This is a genomic window from Caldithrix sp. (assembly GCF_056497305.1).
The window spans coordinates 1-19,286 of record NZ_JBSMDE010000117.1; the positions used below are offsets into that span (position 1 = coordinate 1).

The window sequence follows — 19,286 nt, forward strand, 5'->3', positions numbered from 1 at the left end:
GTGTAAACCAGACTGCACAACGCTTCAGGATCAATGGCCTCCATGGATTTTTCAAAGGCTTCAGGAAAAGCCTCACGATGGGCGGCTCCTTCTTGCAATAATTTTTCAAAACTGACAACGCCGCTCATCTCTTCATAACTGAAAATGTTTTCCAGGCTGGGTACATCTTTTTCAATAGCGGCAACCTTATCATATTGTAAAGCATCCTGAACAAAAATGGCCCTCACGCCGGCATCGTTTAAAATGTAGGCCACCTGTTCTGAAGTCAATGTAGGATAAATGGGTACTGCCACGCCCCTCAGGCCAAAAACGGCAAAATCAGTGATCGGCCATTCGGGTACATTGTTGGAAAGAATGGCGATCCGATCACCGGCTTGCAAACCACGCGCCATCAGACCATGGGTGAGGAGTTTAACTTTTTCACCCACCTGCTGATAGGTCCAGTTTTGCCATTGGTGATCCCTGAAAAAGCGGAATAAATCTTTCTCAGGATATTGTTGAATGGAATTAAATAAAATATGAAGCACACTTTTAAACATGGTTTTACCCTTTCCGGAAATGATCTGTTACAATTTACATTGTTTCTTGTGATTAAACAAATTTGTTGCCAATCGTGCCGCCCAGCAGAAAGAATTAGCGCTAAAACCTGGGATATTTTTGAGCTTCATAAAGCTAACTTTTATTTGTAATCTTATTTTTTATTGCTTACCTTTAGTCAGTTAATTCGCAAGGACAAGCTGGCCTGCCACTGCAGAGTGGAATTTTCATTCCGTAGCGACAGCAACTTTCCCTGATGAATTGGCTGTTTAGTTAATTTTATTTTTATCAATTTCAAGGAGTTTTACAGTGAACATCTATGTAGGGAACATTCCCAGAAGCACCGATGAACAAACCATTCGTGATTTGTTCGAAGAGTATGGCAGTGTATCGGAAGTGAAATTGCTTCGCGATCGTTACACTGGTGAATTACGTGGTTTCGGCTTTGTGACCATGGAATCCGACGAAGAAGCCCAAAACGCCATTGACAACATCAATAACACTGAATTAGGGGGTCGTACCCTGGTGGTCAATAAAGCGCGTCCACGCACCGAACGCCCCAATCGTGGCGGCGGCTATGGGAATCGTAACAGCGGACAACGTTCCTGGTAAAAACAACAGTCAACAATGATTAAAGTCCCGCTCTGCGGGACTTTTTACATTTAAAGCCCTCTCATCCCCCTTCACAGCAGAAGCACCCTTTAGCCAGCAATCACCTATTTCCTTTTTTCTCCCATAGCCTCTGCCATACGCATGCGTTTTTTTATGGAGGGGTGAGAATGAAAAAGAAATTCAATCAAGGGGTGAGGCTCCCTGTCTGCTAAATTTTGTTCGCTTAACTTAAACAGCGCCCGGACAAAGGCTTGGGGCTGACTGCTGTGTTGCAAGGCGTACCGATCGGCCTGCCGTTCAAAATAGCGGCTGAGACCGTTACTCAGTGGCGAAACCAGCAAGAAGTACACGGAAAGAATAAGCATCAGCAAGGGCAGAGCGGCCAGATCTGCCGGCCCCTGGAATCCCATGCGCCCTAATAATTGGGCATAAACCAAATGGGCCAGATAAAGCCCCACAAACGTCTGAAGGGTACCTATGGCCATGAGCTTGTACAGATGACGATGCACAAAATGGCCCACTTCATGCGCGAAAATCGCTTCGATTTCATCGGCTGTGAAGTTTTGCAGAAGCGTATCTCCGATAATAATACGTCGCGATTTTCCCAGACCGGTAAAAGCCGCATTGGCTTTTTTAGTATCTTTACTCATGTTAAAGCGGTAAATGCCCTGCAAATCAAAGCCGCCCACGCGGGCCAGACGTTGCATGCGCCGCAAAAGCGGTTCGTCAGACAGGGGTTCAAATTTGTAGAATAGGGGAAAGATCCATTGGGGCGCTAAACGTCCGATGAGCACTGAAAAGACAAACACGACCACACCAAGCCAGAGCCACCAGGTTTGAGGATCGTGCAGCAATAAATAGTAAAAGGCCAGAATCAGGGGCGTTCCGATGAGTAAGCCGACCAGGCTCTCTTTGGCTTTTTCCTTAAACCAGGCAATCACCGTTTGATTGGACAATTGATAACGGTGCTCCAGTACAAAATTACTGCAAAAGGACAGAGGAAAGGTAATAACGGATAGTCCTGCACCCAGCAGGGCACTAAACAGGAGAAAGCGTAAATAGGGATTGCTGACAACCGATGTTACCCATTGACGTAAATCGGAAGAATAGCCTTTGAACAGAAAGAGCGTAAGCAGACTAAAAAAGAGCACTGATTCTAAAATACTGATCAGTAACTTTGTTTTTTCGTATTGCCTGGCTCTATTTTCCATGGTCAATTCCTCGTACATTGCTATCAGTAACTGCGAAGCTCTTCTGAATTCATTTAAAACATCAACAACGAAAAGCGTTTTAAGTTTCAATGTTTGCCTTTTAAATAGTGCGATTCCAATAGTTTCACATATTCTACAAAAGCCTGTCTTCCTTTTTGAGTCAAACGCACCATGGTTAAGGGCTTTTTGCCCTTAAAGGTTTTGATCACTTCCAAATAACCAGCATCTTCCAGTTTGCTGATGTTAACAGAGAGGTTCCCATCGGTAACTCCTAATTTTTCCTTTAAGTACAAAAAGGTCGCCTCTTCCACAGTGCTCAAGATGGAAACAATACCTAACCTGACCCGCGAATGGATTAACGTATTCAATTCAGGCAGTTTATCCATGAGCTTCTTCCGCTTTTTGCTGGTAATACATGGCTCTTAATTTTAAAGCCGGCCAGATATAACCGATTAAAATCAATGAAATAAAGGCTAGCGAGCGATATTGCGGGGGGATAAAATTCATAGTTACAGCTCCAGCCCACCAGAACAAACCACTCCATCTCAGGAACGCCCACTGGTACACACCGCCCAGAATGAAGGTCAGCATTCCGGCAACAACAGCAATTAAACCGGGTATGGCCGCCCAACTGTACATTCCAAAATAAGGCAGAATAAAGCCGCAAAGTACGAATCCCATTGCCGCAGCCATACTAACTATCCCAACTACCTGATCGGTAAATGTTCTTGCTCCTTTTTGGCGTTTCAGACGTTTACCATATAACATGGTAATGCTCCCACCAACCAGGGTAAAAATAATCCAATTCAACCAGATTAATTGGTACTTTCCCAGCCAGACGAACACAAACTGTCCAAAAATTGCTAAAATGACCAAGATGCCCCAGATAAGAAAAAACATCCAGGCTCCAGCCGTAATCTGCTGCGTTTTTTGGATCATGGACTTAATAAATTGAATATCCTGATTAATATGTTCGCTCATGATTGAACCTCCTTTTAAAAGTACTTTTTATTTTTATTTACTTTGTTTTTTAAAGTTAAAATAAATCTTAAAATTCTCTGATGCAAATTTTTTTCTATTGATCGGGCAATCTACACCCATGTTTTTTTAAATCGTCGAATAAAGAAGAATTTGATTGGGAATTTTGGTTTGTGCTGGAGCTCGGCCTTGAGGACACGTTTGGGAAAGATTTCTGCGCTCTGTTGCGCGTTGGTGGGAATAACAATGAGCGTGGTTATTAAAAACATTCTGCAAAATGGCCGTCCTGAAGCCTGTGCCTGCAGAGGCTATTTGTGCGCTACTCTGTTCGACAATAACCCCACAAATGCACTCTTTCAGTAATTTTTGCAACGCATTCACTTGCGCTTTTTTCAAGTGGCAACAATCGCGTCTCAGCAGGATCCAATTACTTTAAAACAAAAAACGCCACCGGTCATGCTCTATTCTACATGCCAGGTGGCGTTCATATTTCAGATGGGATTCAGACTATTTTCGATTGCGAATTTCAGCCTGCGCTGCCGCCAGTCGGGCAATGGGCACGCGGTAGGGTGAGCAACTGACATAGTTCAGTCCCACACGGTGGCAAAAATCGATGGAACGCGGATCGCCGCCATGCTCGCCACAAATACCGACCTTCAGATCGGGACGCGTGTTGCGACCTTTTTTAACACCCATTTCAACCAGCTGTCCTACGCCTTCCTGATCCAGAGTCTGGAAAGGATCGTCAGGCAGAATGCCCTTTTCTTCGTATTCCTGGAGGAATTTACCGGCATCATCGCGACTGTAGCCAAAGGTCATCTGGGTCAGGTCATTGGTTCCAAAGGAGAAAAACTCCGCTTCTTCAGCGATGCGATCGGCCGTGAGAGCAGCCCGCGGAATTTCAATCATGGTTCCCACCTTGTAATCTACGGTGACGCCCATTTCGGCCATCACTTTTTCAGCGGTTTCCACAACCACCTTTTTCTGATGTGCCAATTCAGCCTTGGTGCCCACCAGAGGGATCATGATCTCCGGATAGACTTTGACGCCTTCTTTGGTCAGCTGGCAGGCGGCTTCCATAATGGCCCGGGCCTGCATTTCGGTAATTTCGGGATAGGTAATACCCAGACGGCAACCGCGATGTCCCAACATGGGATTGAATTCTGCCAGAGCTTCTACCTTGGCCTTCACTTGCTCGACACTTACGCCCATCTCATCGGCCATTTCCTTTTGGCTGGCTTCATCATGAGGCAGGAATTCATGCAGAGGAGGATCCAGGGTGCGAACTGTTACAGGCAGATCGTGCATGACTTTAAAAATGCCGTAGAAATCATCTCGCTGGTAGGGCAGCAATTTTTCCAGCGCTTTGCGGCGGCCGGCTTCATCTTCGGCCAGAATCATTTCGCGAACGGCTTTGATGCGGTCTCCTTCAAAGAACATGTGTTCGGTACGGCACAGACCAATGCCTTCCGCTCCAAAATTGCGGGCCACCTGAGAATCGTGTGGCGTATCGGCATTGGTGCGTACATTCAGTTTACGGATTTCATCAGCCCAGGTCATCAGTTTACCAAAGTTACCGGAAAGTTCTGGCTCAACCGTAGGCACCTTACCTTCGATGACCTCTCCCTTACTGCCATCCAGAGAAATCCAATCGCCTTCTTTGTAAACTTTACCATCAACCGTCATGGTTTTGGCTTTGTAGTCAATATCCAGAGCGCCGCAGCCGGCCACGCAACATTTACCCATGCCACGGGCTACCACAGCCGCATGGGAGGTCATACCGCCGCGGGCCGTTAAAATACCCTGGGCCACATTCATCCCGCCGATATCTTCCGGCGACGTTTCAATACGTACCAGAATCACATGTTCGCCTTTAGCAGCCCATTCTTCCGCGTCATCGGCATGAAAGACGATGCGTCCGGTTGCTGCTCCAGGCGAGGCCGGCAATCCTTTTGCGATGACCTTCTTTTCAGCCCTGGGATCAAAGGTGGGGTGCAACAACTGATCTAATTGTTCAGGCTCAACGCGCATCACAGCCGTTTCTTTGTCGATCAGCTCTTCCTCTACCATATCAACAGCAATTTTTACGGCAGCGGCAGCAGTTCGTTTACCGACACGCGTTTGCAACATCCACAGACGTCCGTTCTGAATGGTAAATTCAATATCCTGCATGTCTTTGTAATGGGCTTCCAGCTTATCCTTGATTTCTTCCAATTGTTTGTAAGCCTCTGGCATCAATTCTTTTAAGGTAACCTGATCCGGAGAGGTTTTGGTCGTTTCATTGATGGGTTGTGGGGTACGGATACCGGCCACAACATCTTCGCCCTGGGCGTTAACCAGATACTCACCAAAAAAGATTTTTTCACCGGTGGCCGGGTCGCGTGTAAAGGCAACGCCGGTGGCGCAGTCATCGCCCATATTTCCAAAAACCATGGCTTGCACATTTACCGCCGTGCCCCAATCGGGTGGAATATTGTTGATCTTTCGGTAGGTAATAGCACGTGGATTGTTCCAGGAACCAAAGACGGCCCGAATGGCGCCCCAGAGCTGATCCCAGGGATCGGTTGGAAAATCTTTCCCGGTACGCTTTTTAATTTCTTCTTTGAAAAGGACGACCAGCTTTTTAAGGTCTTCGGCATCCAGCTCCGTGTCCAGCTTTACCCCTTTTTCTTCTTTTACCTTGTCAATGATTACCTCAAAGGGGTCTTCCTCTTCTTTGGATTCCGGCTTTAAGCCCATCACCACGTCGCCGTACATTTGTACAAAACGACGGTAGGAATCCCACCCAAACCGTTCATTATTGGAGCGTTTAATAATTCCTTGAACCGTTTGGTCATTAAGGCCCAAATTGAGCACTGTGTCCATCATGCCGGGCATGGATGCCGGAGCACCGGAGCGAACCGAAACCAGTAAAGGATTTTCCGGATCGCCAAACTTTGAGCCCATAATCGTTTCAATGTGTTTTACGCCCTGCAACACCTGTTCTTCAACTTCTTTGGGGAATTGCCCCTTGTTTTCATAATACATCTTACAAACTTCAGTAGAAATTGTAAAGCCAGGGGGTACAGGAATCCCTAAATTTGACATTTCTGCTAAATTGGCCCCTTTGCCACCAAGGAGCAGTTTCATATCCTTATTACCCTCAGCTTTTCCGGCACCGAACCTGTAAACATATTTGTGCGCCATTTTCTCGACCTCCATTATTTATGTACAAACTTCGAAAAATATACGAATTTTAGCAGTCTAATTTAAAGAAAGCGTCTATCAGAGTCAAAAAAATAAACGTGGCTGGTTTAACGGTTTTCCCTTATTAGCAAAGCGCTTTGGCCAGCAATTCAAGCGACAATGAACGAGGATTCTGCTACATTTTTTGTGAAACAGAGTTTTTACGCTTCCGAAAAATCTACCTTTTACTATTTACTGCGAACTATTTTCCCTCCAGAAGCAATTGACGCTCACCGCTTTTGCCTGTAAATTCATTTCAAGATCAATTACAGGCGGAGACAGAGAATGCATCCAGAAGATCAAAGAGCGCACGCGGGAAAAGATTTTAACGATCAGGTAAAGCAGCCCCCCAAAAAAAACAATGAACAGGAATTTGAACTCCTGTACCGCAATAAAATCGAAGCCAGCGATCTGTTGCAAAACGGCGACGGCGTACTGCCGGCCCGGCTGAAAATCGACCGCGCTTATCGAACCGCAAACAGACCACATCCAGAAGCCTGGAACAACCTGTTGGTTTTTGGAGACAATCTGGCCTTTTTGAAAACCATCTACGAGAATCGGGATCCGCTCATTAAAGATCGTGTCAAAGGCCAGGTTAAACTGATTTACATCGATCCGCCATTTGCCACCGGCGAGCGCTACGACGCCAACCAGGGGCAACGCGCTTACAGCGCCAAACGCGTTGGCTCCGATTTTATTGAGTTTTTACGTCGCCGACTCATTTTAGCCCATGAAATTCTGGCGGATGACGGCCTGATCGTGGTGCGCAATGCGTTTAACTACGGCCATTACGTAAAAATCATTCTGGATGAAATTTTCTCCATCGACCATTTCATTAACGAGATCATCATCAATCGCAAGCGCAAAAGCATGGGCAGCCTGAAAAAATACGAGGTCGCTTACGAATATCTGTACGTCTATTCCAAATCCGATCGTTATTTTTTCCAGAATCAGTGGGCCAAGAAACCCCTGTCTAAAATCAAATGGACCAGCTTTTTGAGTCAGGAGGAGCGCAACCCTAAAGAACGGCACCTTCTGGGCCTGACCTTCTTACCGCCGGCCGGACAACATTTTTCGTTAAATCAGGACAAAACGGACAGGCTTCTTAAGGAACACTATTTGCGTGTAAAGCACAAACCCAGCGGAGCCATTTTCTATTATTCCGAAAGCGGCAATGACGACGCCTTTTACAAAAAGATTTCGACCAAAGGCGTGAACAAATTTAAGTACCAGGACATCACCACAGAGACCGAAGTTTACGGTGTTCGTAACATTCGTGACATCCGGCGTTTCCGCTCAACCCCGGTGGAAGAATTCAAGGTCGAATATTTGACCAGAGATGAAGAAAAAATCACCAATGACTGGCGCGACATCCCCTCTTACACCGACACCAGCGGTTACCCCACTGAAAACTCAGAACAATTATTGCAGCGAATCATTCAATCCTTTTCGCAGGAAGGCGATTTAATCCTCGATTTTTTTGCCGGTTCCGGAACCACAGCGGTAGTGGCCGAAAAACTTAAGCGCAGATGGATTGCGGTGGACATGGGCAAATTGGCTTACTTTACAGCCCAGAAACGGTTGCTGCAAATTGAGCAATCAAAAAGTCTGTTGAACCAGCGTAAAAGCTATGGCCAGCAAGCGCGGCCTTTTATCACCTGTTTTGCGCGACTGCCTCTTGCGGAGGAACTCTCCAATCTGAAGTTTGACACCTACCGCCATTTTTTAGCCGGACTTTTTAACATTGAATTACAACCCGGACGCCTGGGAGGGGTCCAAACAGACGGCACATGGCAGGAGCGGCCTGTGCTGATCTTTGATCACCTGAAAAACCCAGGCCAACGCATCGATCTCACATTTCTGTCAGATTTGACCAGCCGTCTGGGTTCGCCAACCCCAGTCGAAGTTTTACTGGTCGTCCCAGCCTCGCTGCTCGACTTCCCAACCGAAATCTTTCAAATCGACCAATGCACTTTCCGTTTTTTAAGAATTCCAGAACAAATCATTAAGCAAATGCACGCGCAGTTTAACCAGGTTTCACGTCTCAAAAACAATGCGAAGAAGAATCACGATTTTGAAGAAGCCATTGGTTTTCACCTTAACCGCCCGCCCCTGGTCTATTCCAGGCTGGGATCCCGTCCCGGCTCCGCACAGCTTTTCGTTCAAACCTTTAAAAGTCAGGAAGCTCACCTTCCGGCCCCAAACCAGGCCAATGGATTCAGAGTCCTGGCAGCCATCTTTATTGACCGCAATTACAACGATCGGTTTTTCCGGTTTGATCTGACCCTTTTTGCCCGGGACCTCTTTCCTTTTTTAAATCAGCGGTCTACAAACAAGTCTGAAATTGAACAACGATTTTTGGAAGTTGAACAACAAGGGTTAACCATCGATTTGGGAGCGCTGGCTCCCGGACGCAAGGTAATGATCATCTACACCGATATTTACGGTAATTATTTTCGAGAACAATTTACGGTTTAAGGAGTTTCCCATGACCCGACCAGAATTTACCAATCAGAGGAATCTCGATTTTTCGCACTGGATTAGAGCCAACCTGCGGGATTCTTCTCACGGTTTGATTGTGCATGACATTGATTGGATCATTGTGAATTACTGCACCGGTTATTTCATCATTGTGGAACAGAAGAGTCACCAAAAAGAGAGTCGGCTACACACCAATCCGGCCCAAACCGTTATTTTCAAACTGCTGGATGAATTTTTGCAAAAGGCTTCGGAAATGAACATAGTGTCTCCATTTTCTGTGAATCCGGCGACTAAAATCCCCTACCACTACAAAGGAGCCTTTATTCTGGAATTTTTGGAGGGCACAGATCCGGAAAATGCCCGTCAAATTTTTGTGAATGGCAGGCCCATTTCCAGGGAGCAGTTGATCCGCCTGCTTAATCTGGAAGCCGACTCGGAAGCACTTTTGCAGAGTTACCGAAACAACTGGATTGAGAGCAATCTAAAAAAACAGCTTTCCAGACTGAAGGGCCAATGTTCCTGATTTTCAGGGAAAAGTCAGAAACCATTAGAATTATTTTGAGAAACGGCAGGCAGGGGTTCCTGAAAGGCGAAGGCCTGCGCCGACATGTCATTCTGAGAATCCCTTACATTGGCAGACCATTCGAAAGAGCCATGTAACTGGTGCTTCAGTCCGCGACTTTGTAAGGGCGAAGCATTTAAGGCGAGTTTTTATTTTAAAACCCATCCCCCCGGCCCCCTTCCCTTTAAAAAAAGGGAAGGGGGCCGGGGGGTTAGGATCTTCAGCTTAAAAATTTTCGCATCCCGCTAAGCGGGATTATAAGTTTTGAGGAAAGTATTCTAAGGAAATAATGCGTGGTACGCGCAGATGTTTGGCCATCAGGCAGGTGATGCTGTTGGTTTCGTCATCGCTGGTAACAGCAATAAAAGCATCCATATCAATGATGCCTTCCAACGCAGTAAATTGATTTCCCTTCCATCGCCGCGAATAACCATGGAACGGTCAAGTCATTCGGCCAGGGCGTACGATTTCCAACAATCGTGGAATGTGTTGACGAGACAGTACCACAAAAATGTGCTCGTTAGGCATTAAAATATCGTTACCGCCCGGAATTTTAGTAAATTCTTTTCGCTGGATGGCCGTAATACGGAAGGGGAATTCAGAGTACTGGCTGGCAATTTGTTTGAGAGGAATGCGCAGGATGGAGCAACTGGCATCCAGATGGATGCCCAAAAGCACCATGCGTCCCTCGGCAAACTCAATGATGTCACTGGCTGCACTTTGTTTCAGCAGACGAACAGCGCCTTTGGCCACAATGGACTCCGGATGGAGCAACAGCTCGTTCCCCAGTTGTTCGGAATTCAGATAAGACTTTTCCTGCAAATATTGAGAATTACCGACGCGCGCCAGTGTTTTTTGACACCCGGCCCGTTTAGCGGCCATGGCGGCCAGGATATTTACTTCATCCTGGTCAGAAATGGCGATCAGCAGATCGGCGTTTTCAATGCCAGCCTGGTGCAGTAATTTGAAATCAGCCCCGTGGCCACACAGGATTGTTCTACAAATCTAAACCGTTCTGAGTTAGACTCGATAATGGAAATGTTGTGTTTTTCATAGGCCAGACGTTTGGCCAGCGAAAAGCCGATGTCTCCGGCACCAACAATAACAATGTTCAAATGACAAGCCGCGATTAGAAACTTTTACTGACGGTTTTAAAGGCCTCAATAGCCCGATCGATAGCCCGGTCGTCAATGTGTAAATGGGTTACGGCGCGCAGACGGGTAGGCGCAAAGGCAATCACCTTAACTCCATGTTCAAGCAGCCTTCTGGCAATTTCAGTAGAAGAATGACCGGTTAAGCTGGTATCCACAATTACAATATTGGTTTGCACGGTCTGCAAATTGACCACCAAACCGGGCATGTCGTTAATGGCTTCTGCCAGCACACGGGCCCGCCGATGATCGTCGGCCATTCGTTGCCAGTTGTGTTCCATGGCGTAAAGAGCTGCTGCAGCCAGAATACCAGCCTGGCGCATTCCTCCACCATAGGCCTTACGATAGCGATGGGCACGCTCAATAAAATCCACATCGCCAGCTACAACCGAGCCCACAGGCGCACCCAGCCCCTTTGAGAAACACAATGAAACGGAATCAAAATATTTGGAAAATTCTTTAATGGTAATGCCTGTGGCAATGGAGGCATTCCACAGACGGGCGCCGTCTAAGTGCATTTTTAATTTGTATTTTTGGGCCAGTTTGCGCATTTTTTTAATTTCTTCAAGAGGATAAATGGCTCCGCCCCAACGATTATGGGTATTCTCCAGAGAGATCAACTTTGTCCGTGGAAAGTGATGGCCCGGAGGGCGAATGGCCTCTTCCACTTCTTCAACGTCTAAAACTCCGTACTTACCTGGCAACGGTCTTAGCTGCACGCCAGAAAGCATGGCCGGCGAACCACTTTCGTAATTGAAGATGTGGGCGCGTTCCTCGCAGATCACTTCATCGCCGGGCTGGGTGTGGGCGTTAATCGAAATCTGGTTGCCCATGGTTCCACTGGCTACGAAGAGGGCTGCTTTTTTGCCGGTTAATTCCGCAATTTTTTCCTGTAACAGATTGACGGTTGGATCTTCACCAAAAACGTCATCACCGACTTCAGCCGAGGCCATAACCTGTCGCATGCCTTCGTCCGGTTTGGTGAGCGTGTCGCTACGTAAATCAACAAATTCCATACGAACCTCTCTAATTGTGGCAATCATGAGCAAATTAAAAAGAAGAGCAATTTTTAGCAAACAAATTGTGAGGAGAAAATGATGAAGGCACCGCTGCTATTTCACAAAATAATTCATAATTTTAAATTTTTAATTCGTCATTAAATCAAACTTTCCCTATTCCTTTTGCTTACTTTCGGGGAGCGGTACTTCCATCAATACAAAACTCTTCCAGCGTCCACCTTCTCTTATTTGTTTTTCTTTTTTCACCGTACTCCATCGTAAAAGAACATTCAGACTGTCGCCCTGAATGCTTAACTTTTTGGCCAGTTCCAGCCGGGCATTTAAGACCGCTTTGCGCCGGGCAATTTCTGGCCGACTGGAAACCGCCTGTCCCGTTGCGTAAACAAATCCTGCATTCTTTGGAAGGGAATCCAACCAGTGGGGTGTAGCGCCTTCCTGAACTGTTAATGAATCGTTTACCGGGGTAGAGGTTTTCTTTTCTGCTTTCTTACAGCCAGGCCCGACCGCCACCAACAGCAAAAGGGCCAACAAAAAGCGCATCATTCTCCCTCCTGCAGCAGACGATCCCGTTCTTTATTCCATTGTACCCAATCGGAATTGGCGTCTTCCTCAGGATCAAACCGGCTCATTTTGTAAGCCACGCCCTGCATCCGTTTAAATTCGGCCAGGTCTCTGGCAACCATCTCTTTAAAATCTCGCTGGTCTTTCTTCATAAATTCTTCAAATTCTTCCATCTCCTTTTTCTGAAATTCCTGGAATTCTTTTTCCTGCTGTTTCTTGTATTTTTCAAAATCCATGACCACAATCAGCTCCTGCCCCGCTCCCAGGGTTAACGAGGTATCAGCCAGACCTGAACGATCTTTCTTAAAAGGCGTAATTTCCAGTGCGCCCTCGTAACAACGATAGGTAGTTGCATTGGAGTCGCTCTCCAGACGGTACACCGTGCCTCTTACAGCGCAGACAGAGGTGGGCGTTTTTACGGTTAAAGCCGCAATGCCTTTCAGAAACAGACTAATCCAGGCCCGGCCCCGACTCATCTCCACCTGTTCGCTGCCCATCTTATCGCGGGTAATGTTGACAATGGAATTTTCGCCAATGCGCATGACCTTCTTGTTTCTGAAAGTAATCTCGCAGCGGGACTGTTTACCGGTCTTTACCCGGTCCTTGTCCAGCACGGGCATTTTAAAGGCAACTCGCTGCCATTGAACCTGTCCGACATGCTGCAAAAAATTATCGCCCAGAGGAAAGGTTATCCTTCCCAGCGGTTCCTGAGCCATTAACAGGGAATTCGAAATAACCACTGCCAACAGCAATATTGTTTTTATATTCATAGCCCTTTCTCCTTATTTCCATTTTTAAAATAACAAACCGAACTTGATTTCTTTATTAAACAAGCACGCCCGATGGCCTTTTAGCGAATTTCAATTACTTTGGGCGTCACATTCTTAAATTCAGGCATAACCATCCCGGCGTAGGCATTGATGTAGGTTGGATCGCAAATCACATAGCGCTGGCCGTTGTAATCCAGCGCAGCGCCTGGTATCCGGGAATGAAAGGCCACCGCCGTGGCAATATGATTCGGATAATCCAGAGCAATAACCGGCAAGCCCAACAGGTGTCTGACCAGGTAGGCAAATAAAATGGAACGGTCTTCACAATCGCTGCTGGGATAGTAGAGCGTTTCATCGGGCAGCAAACACTTTTCATAACCAAATTGCTGATCATCGGTTTGGTATTTAAAGGCCGTTTGCACAAAACGCAGCAGTAAATTGACCGCCTCCAGCTCTGTTTTGCCCTGTACTAAAGGGCGTAACTGAGAGAGCAACGAATATTTTAATTCTCCGGATGCCGGCGCTTCAAAATAGACCGCCATATCGGTGTGCGGATAATTTTTCAGGAATTCAACAACCGTGGCATCGTATTCTGCGTTCAACACGTAAGGTTGTCCGGCATATTTGAAACGCATCTCTTTCTTTTGCGCCTTCAGTGTAAACACAGGTAAGGTCTTCAACTTTAAATTGATGGCTTTTTCTGAATTTTTAAAAGACCCACGATAGGTGCGAATTTTACCGCTTAATTTTAACCGTTCATTAAATGTAACAAAATAGAATCTTTGATGGTCAATCTTTACAAAGGGCTGCTCAAAGATGGTGTTTTCAGCAGGCATCAGCAAAAACAATTTATCCTCTTTAAAGGCCACTTTGGCATTAAATCCCAGCTTGTTCAAAAGAAACCAGTTGTAAGCCGTGCAGGTATTTTTTCTTTTGTTCTGTTTACACACCACCTGATTAACCAATTCAAGGAAGGCCCAGTCATTTAGCTGTAGTTTTTGTCGGGCATCTTGTAGGGCTTTTACCAGCGGTTTGTATTTAGTGGCGGCCATGGTCAGCCAGGCTTTGCTGATTTTGTCATTATTCAACGGAGTTGACAGGTCCGGAGTCTTCCATTCCATTTTGGGAAAGGACAATGGCGCGCCATAAAAATCGATGTTCAGTGTTGCCCGGGAAGGGCCCGGACGGGGACGGGGTTTGGGTTTTACCAGCGGTTTGGGCGGTGGCGGTGGCAATTGTTCGACCTTTTTGGGCGGAACGTTGGGTTTGGGTTTTTCTTCTTCCCTGGCCACCGGCATTTTGACCGGTTTCGGTTTGGGAAATGGTTTTAATCCCTGTTCGGTTAAAAAGGCCTGCCAGTCTCGCTTAAGGAATTCTGCAAAATCTTTGTCTTCCTGTTCAACAAATTGTTTAAATTCAGCCTGATCTTTTTGCAGCCATTTCTGAAATTCCGTGTCCTGTGCAAACAAAAACCGTCCCGATAAAAACAGGGCCAGTGCGGAAATTACGAAAATGCGTGTCGTACGCATGATTTCTCCCATCAATTTGGTTTTACACTGATTAGAATGGAAAGCATGACTCTCGCCACTCAACCTATGTTACTCCTTTTTTAGGCAGAAAATAGCCTGGCAACAGAGAGAGGCTGGTAATGTCAGCTTCGGGTTCCATGCTCCTGCTGCGAAACAGTTCGGCCTCCCTTTTACCTTTTAAGAATAATTTTCTATTTCACATTTGCCCTCAATGGCTAACACACTCATATTTTAAAATTGCATTTCCGGCTCAAATTTTTTGCCAAACTTTGCAGAAATTCCTTTCCTAGAGTTCTGCAAAATTAACCTGTGGCTGTCATTCTGAGGAGTCCCGAGAATCGGGACGACGAAGAATCCCTTGTTTTTATATAACTTATGAGATTCTTCGCTTCGCTCAGAATGACAAATAAAGTAATTTTGCAGAACTCTAGAAATTCCTTTCCAGCAATGGAGTCCGTCATTCTACTAACTGAATCCAAATTTTCTTTTTGCGATCTGGCAACGCTCAAAGTCTCAAAACATTGCCGGTCTTTTCTTCCCGTCCTGTTAACAAACAGCCCAGAATACTTTTTAAGGATTTAATACCAGGTCCGAATTTTTTTGATCGTAAAATTGATTAATGGGCACGACCTGATTATTGCGATCGATCTGAAAGACTTTCCACACATTCCCTTTTACACCACGTGGCACATCAAAGCTGGCCACCAGCCGGCCATCGGCGTAAACGTCCACATGGGCGCCGCTGTAAGAGAGATCGCGGCTTTTGCGGCTGTGCCTTCCGCTGTAGTTGTGCACAGCGTAAGTGTAAACGCCAGGCGCCGGTTTGTAAATGGTAATGGTTTCCGGCCCATACGCATGCTGATCGTCACGATCCAGGAAATTACGGCCCCCAATGGGCGTTTTATTGCGCCACCAGATGTGAAACGTTCCGCCCTCGGGTCGTGGACCGCTTAAATGCGCATCCAGGTCTGGCGGAAAGGCGCCCCAGGTAAGAACAATTCTGAATTCTGTAACCATGGGCGTTAAAGCAAAATGCATGCTCACCGGTAATTCCATAATGTTCATTTCGAACTGGTGTTTGGCTTCCAGATACCCCTGTTTACTGAACAGTACATCGTATTTGCCATATTCGATATCGTGAACGAACAATCCACGGGAATCGGTCTGTCCCATCGCAACCGTCTCGCCCGTACGCTGATTTTTGATGCTCACCCCCACCCCATTTAGGGGTTGTCCGGTAACGGCATCAACCAGCTGCGCCATGTAAATCTTCTTTTTAAGGTATAGTTCATTGACCTCGTAAAAATGTCCATCGGCGATAACCGCCGGGCGGTAAACCAGCCCTTTTTGTCCCTCTTTCAGACGGATGGTGTACGCCCCGTGGTTGACGCGATCTTCGACCCACACTTCAATTTTTGCATTGGACAGGGTGTAAAAATCCTCTTCTTCGGCAAATTCCTCGTCCATTAAATCGTTGATAACCCAAATATTGAAGAGACAACCAGAAGATTCTTCAATGATAAACTCCTGAGCCCCGCCGGTCAACGTACGATTTACAGTCACATTACCGTCACTGGAACCCTGGGTCAGGTTGCCCCGAATGGCCTCGACCTGTCCATTGTGATAATACTGTAAAATGGCTTCGGCTTCCCCGCTCAATGCCATTTCATCCCATTTTACAGTTACCTTAAAATCGTAAGCCTGAATACAGAGTACAAGGCTTAAAACAAACAGTACTATTTTCCACATACCCTTAGCCCCTTAAAATGAAACATCCTGATCATTTCTGTAACATGGGTGACAAAATATTTTTTCTGGCGATGCGCGCCAGCACAAAAAAGGTTTTGCTCTCATTGTCCGGATAGCGTTCTAAAATTTCAATATCTTGCAGTAGATATTTTAAGCGCAAGAAGGAAATTTCCTGGAAGGCGGACGGTTGATTGGTTTGATCGGCACTTAAAATTTTTATTCGATGGAAGCTAACGGCCAGATTGGTCAAAATCGTAAAAATGGCCTGTTCTTCAGCCGTTTTCCAGGCATCGTTTTCATTTCTTTGCGAAGTAAACAGGCCCACGCCATACACATAGCCCCCTTCCTTCCAAAAGGTGCGCGTTGTCCATTCCGGCGCGTTCAACGTCTGCACTTTAATCCACTCGTGCGGCAGGGTATCCTGGGGATTAAAGGAATAGGCCGCAATGTAATCACCGGTTAACACATTGGTCACGAAGGAATCGATTCCTACCAGCTTCCTTTCAACTTTAAAGAGGGAATCCGGAGAGTAATAGTAGTAATAATCAGAATTCTTTAGCCACTGCCCCTGTTCGGGGTGTATGAAAATTTCCAGGGTGCCATTAACCACGCAGGATTTGTAAGCGCAATACATGTTGACGGCATCACTCTTTGCCAGACTTCCATTGTAGGAATAGCCAACAATGATGCCAGGAAATTTTTTAGGACACAAAAACCAGGAGGGATATTCATCAATGGCCAATAACTCCCCCCACAAAACGACCAAAAGAATGAACAGGGCTCTCGCGGAGCGCATCGTCTGTAAAAATATCAAATTAATCCTTCTCTCAAAAAATTAGAACCTATTTTTGAGGGAAAAAGACTACTTTTTCTCCCGTATTGGGAGAAAAAGTAGTCTGTCACACTTCAGCTGTTAAGTTTTAAACGTCTATCAAAAGCGCTTTAATCAGAAGCCCTGGTTCTGCTGTTTTTCGTAATCTTCCATCTCTTTTTTCAGTTCGTCGTAAGCTTTGGAGGCTCTGAAACGCTGATACAGCTGCGGTTTTTTGTTTTGCAACTCATCGAGGATGGACTGATTCAACGTTTTAGGATCAATAGCCACCACAGCTGCTGCGGTAATCTGTCCGGTTTCCTTATTGCGCATGAATTTAACTTTTTTGGTGACTGCACCGCGCAACAACTGGCTGGTTAAAGTTTTGGTTACCGTGGAGAAAGCTTCGTTGATTTCAGAATCATTGGTGCTGCCGATTTCTTCCTGAAAGCTTTTGTTCAATCGTTGCACTTTGGTATTGAATACCTGAGCCAGGTTACCCATTGCGTCGGTCACGGCTTTCTTTTTGGCCAGATCCTGGCGCATGGAAGTTCCCTGTCCAACGGCTGCCACGCCGCCCGATTCGATGATTTTGTTGGAAAGGTCGGTTAAATCCTGGAAAGGGTCTTCAATTACTTCCATGGCATTAGGATTGGAAGCCGCTACTTTGGGATTTGAACTTCCGCAGGAGATGATCAAAGCCGAAGCAATGAATAAGGCTACTACTAAAAACATGAAACGTCTCATAACGTTCTCCTATGAGTTTGATTGAACATGAAAACTTTTTGTTCTCAATTATGTATTTAATTTATTTAAGTTTCATTGATCTGCATCAACTTAAGGCAATTTTTAACCGGATTAGAACGAATTAAAGTAATCCAAAAGCTGTTTGTAGAACGATGTTGACAATTCCTTCTTAATCTGTCTCAAAATGCGTGCCCGCACCTCATCCTGGCTGATAGCAGCTGTGCGTTTATTGATATTCACCGTTTTTAGAGTAACCTGGTTAATTAAGTCTTTTACGTCGATTTTCAGATGCCAGTTGTAAGCCACGATGCCCGGTCGATTTAGATTCGTTTTATTCATTTCCAGCAAATAGTAGATGCTCACGTCGGGATTTTGCTGGCCCATGCTGAACCCAAATCGACCAACGACTTCCCGCAGGTAGGCGCCAATTTCTTCGGAGGATGGCCCCTGGCCCGTAATCTGCACAACCATGGCTTCTCTAATTTTGCGAGCCGCGTTCTGCAATTCGTTTTCATCAACCGCCAGCTCCAGTCCTTCCCCGCCGCTTAACACTTTGTATTGCTCATTGATCAGCCGGTTTACCTGAGCCAGGGCCAGGGCCTTGTTGATATCGGACAACTGGTGCAGCTTACTCGCCTCGCTTAAAGCCGCTTGAAAATAGTTCTTTAACAGTCGATTATTCTCCTCAAAATCCTGCTCCAGCAGTGCAGCAGTTTCGGCGCGATCCAGATAGGCCAGCGCATAGTACAGACCTTCTTTCTCTGAAAAAAAGACCTGGTCGATTTTAACATTTTTCAACTGCACGTCGCTTTGCAAACGCGTGCGGTTTAAAATGTTCGTTTCGCTGCTGATGGCGCTTTTGTTCTTTTTAAAAGATTCAAATACGCTTTCGATCAGCGTTTCATCCACCTGAACATGGGTCTTAAAAATTTTGGCAATTTGCCCCATGGCGTTCTTTTCAGCGGCTTCACGCGTATCGCCGCTGCCCACGCCCACCAGGTATTGATGCTCGGAATAAACTTCGTAAGGATTGTTTACCCATGCCGGTTTTTCGCTTCCCCGCTGCACGCCGCTCGATTTTTGCGCGTACGAACACTGCCAGAATTGAATGAACAATAGCGCGATGATCACTCTGGAAAGTATTTTCATGCCATGCACTCCTGCTTATTTTATTGAAGCGTTGCAAAATGAATGAGATTGACGTTTTTGGTTGTGACTTCGGTCTGAAAATTTTTGCGCAGCACTACCTGACCGCCGGCATCGTAGCAGGTAACGTCCACAGAATGGGCGCCCGGCTCCACCTGAAATTCGCCGGCCACACATTTATCGGGCATGGTTTTCCA

17 protein-coding genes and 1 pseudogene are annotated in these 19,286 nt (G+C 46.1%); 3 read left to right on the top strand and 15 right to left on the bottom strand.

The annotated features are described in order from the left end of the window. Window positions 1-539 (bottom strand): AMP-binding protein (locus ACWB0I_RS09780; RefSeq protein WP_479387880.1); only part of this gene is annotated, 539 nt, incomplete at its 3' end. A 307-nt stretch (window positions 540-846) separates the two neighbouring features. Here ACWB0I_RS09780 and ACWB0I_RS09785 point away from each other — a divergent pair. Further along, the gene (locus ACWB0I_RS09785) at window positions 847-1,149 is read left to right on the top strand and encodes an RNA recognition motif domain-containing protein (RefSeq protein WP_479387881.1); all 303 of its coding nucleotides are present in this window, start codon (window positions 847-849) and stop codon (window positions 1,147-1,149) included. 104 nt (window positions 1,150-1,253) lie between these two features. On the opposite strand, the gene ACWB0I_RS09790 is transcribed toward ACWB0I_RS09785, so the two are convergent. The 4 genes from ACWB0I_RS09790 to ppdK all read right to left on the bottom strand — a co-directional run bounded on the left by ACWB0I_RS09790 (window position 1,254) and on the right by ppdK (window position 6,524). Beyond that, complete coding sequence (locus ACWB0I_RS09790; protein WP_479387882.1) at window positions 1,254-2,360, bottom strand: M48 family metallopeptidase; 1,107 nt, start codon at window positions 2,358-2,360, stop codon at window positions 1,254-1,256. A gap of 86 nt (window positions 2,361-2,446) precedes the next feature. Continuing rightward, window positions 2,447-2,746, bottom strand: coding sequence for a winged helix-turn-helix domain-containing protein (locus tag ACWB0I_RS09795; RefSeq protein ID WP_479387883.1), 300 nt, complete (start codon window positions 2,744-2,746; stop codon window positions 2,447-2,449). Next, window positions 2,739-3,341, bottom strand: coding sequence for a hypothetical protein (locus ACWB0I_RS09800; protein ID WP_479387884.1), 603 nt, complete (start codon window positions 3,339-3,341; stop codon window positions 2,739-2,741). Before ACWB0I_RS09800 ends, ACWB0I_RS09795 begins: the two co-directional genes overlap by 8 nt. Window positions 3,342-3,845: 504 nt before the next feature. Then, window positions 3,846-6,524, bottom strand: coding sequence for a pyruvate, phosphate dikinase (ppdK, locus tag ACWB0I_RS09805; protein WP_479387885.1), 2,679 nt, complete (start codon window positions 6,522-6,524; stop codon window positions 3,846-3,848). Between the two features lie 324 nt (window positions 6,525-6,848). Here ppdK and ACWB0I_RS09810 point away from each other — a divergent pair, with 324 nt between their 5' ends. Both ACWB0I_RS09810 and ACWB0I_RS09815 read left to right on the top strand, forming a co-directional pair. Beyond that, window positions 6,849-9,041, top strand: coding sequence for a DNA methyltransferase (locus tag ACWB0I_RS09810; protein ID WP_479387886.1), 2,193 nt, complete (start codon window positions 6,849-6,851; stop codon window positions 9,039-9,041). Window positions 9,042-9,051: 10 nt separating this feature from the next. Then, entirely contained in the window at window positions 9,052-9,567 is a 516-nt protein-coding gene (locus tag ACWB0I_RS09815) for a hypothetical protein (RefSeq protein ID WP_479387887.1), read from the top strand. A gap of 294 nt (window positions 9,568-9,861) precedes the next feature. Here ACWB0I_RS09815 and ACWB0I_RS09820 read toward each other — a convergent pair whose 3' ends face one another. The 10 genes and pseudogenes from ACWB0I_RS09820 to ACWB0I_RS09865 all read right to left on the bottom strand — a co-directional run bounded on the left by ACWB0I_RS09820 (window position 9,862) and on the right by ACWB0I_RS09865 (window position 19,092). Further along, window positions 9,862-9,999 (bottom strand): NAD-binding protein, encoded by a 138-nt coding sequence (locus ACWB0I_RS09820; RefSeq protein WP_479387888.1) that lies wholly within the window; start codon window positions 9,997-9,999, stop codon window positions 9,862-9,864. Between the two features lie 48 nt (window positions 10,000-10,047). Next, window positions 10,048-10,721: pseudogene (locus ACWB0I_RS09825) on the bottom strand (NAD-binding protein). A gap of 14 nt (window positions 10,722-10,735) precedes the next feature. Further along, a complete protein-coding gene (ltaE, locus tag ACWB0I_RS09830; RefSeq protein ID WP_479387889.1) occupies window positions 10,736-11,773 on the bottom strand; it encodes a low-specificity L-threonine aldolase in 1,038 nt (345 codons plus the stop codon). 156 nt (window positions 11,774-11,929) lie between these two features. Next, the gene (locus ACWB0I_RS09835) at window positions 11,930-12,319 is read right to left on the bottom strand and encodes a hypothetical protein (RefSeq protein ID WP_479387890.1); all 390 of its coding nucleotides are present in this window, start codon (window positions 12,317-12,319) and stop codon (window positions 11,930-11,932) included. Continuing rightward, complete coding sequence (locus ACWB0I_RS09840) at window positions 12,316-13,107, bottom strand: FecR family protein (protein WP_479387891.1); 792 nt, start codon at window positions 13,105-13,107, stop codon at window positions 12,316-12,318. The genes ACWB0I_RS09835 and ACWB0I_RS09840 overlap by 4 nt, the downstream gene beginning before the upstream one ends. 80 nt (window positions 13,108-13,187) lie before the next feature. Beyond that, window positions 13,188-14,636 carry a transglutaminase-like domain-containing protein gene (locus ACWB0I_RS09845; protein WP_479387892.1) on the bottom strand — a complete coding sequence of 483 codons (1,449 nt, stop codon included), beginning with the start codon at window positions 14,634-14,636 and terminating at the stop codon, window positions 13,188-13,190. Window positions 14,637-15,206: 570 nt separating this feature from the next. After that, on the bottom strand, window positions 15,207-16,385 hold the full coding sequence (locus tag ACWB0I_RS09850; RefSeq protein ID WP_479387893.1) for a YfaP family protein: 1,179 nt from the start codon (window positions 16,383-16,385) through the stop codon (window positions 15,207-15,209). A gap of 31 nt (window positions 16,386-16,416) precedes the next feature. Further along, the gene (locus ACWB0I_RS09855; RefSeq protein WP_479387894.1) at window positions 16,417-17,127 is read right to left on the bottom strand and encodes a hypothetical protein; all 711 of its coding nucleotides are present in this window, start codon (window positions 17,125-17,127) and stop codon (window positions 16,417-16,419) included. Between the two features lie 204 nt (window positions 17,128-17,331). Beyond that, on the bottom strand, window positions 17,332-17,943 hold the full coding sequence (locus tag ACWB0I_RS09860; protein ID WP_479387895.1) for a hypothetical protein: 612 nt from the start codon (window positions 17,941-17,943) through the stop codon (window positions 17,332-17,334). A 111-nt stretch (window positions 17,944-18,054) separates the two neighbouring features. Then, entirely contained in the window at window positions 18,055-19,092 is a 1,038-nt protein-coding gene (locus ACWB0I_RS09865) for an LPP20 family lipoprotein (RefSeq protein WP_479387896.1), read from the bottom strand. Window positions 19,093-19,286 lie beyond the last annotated feature (194 nt).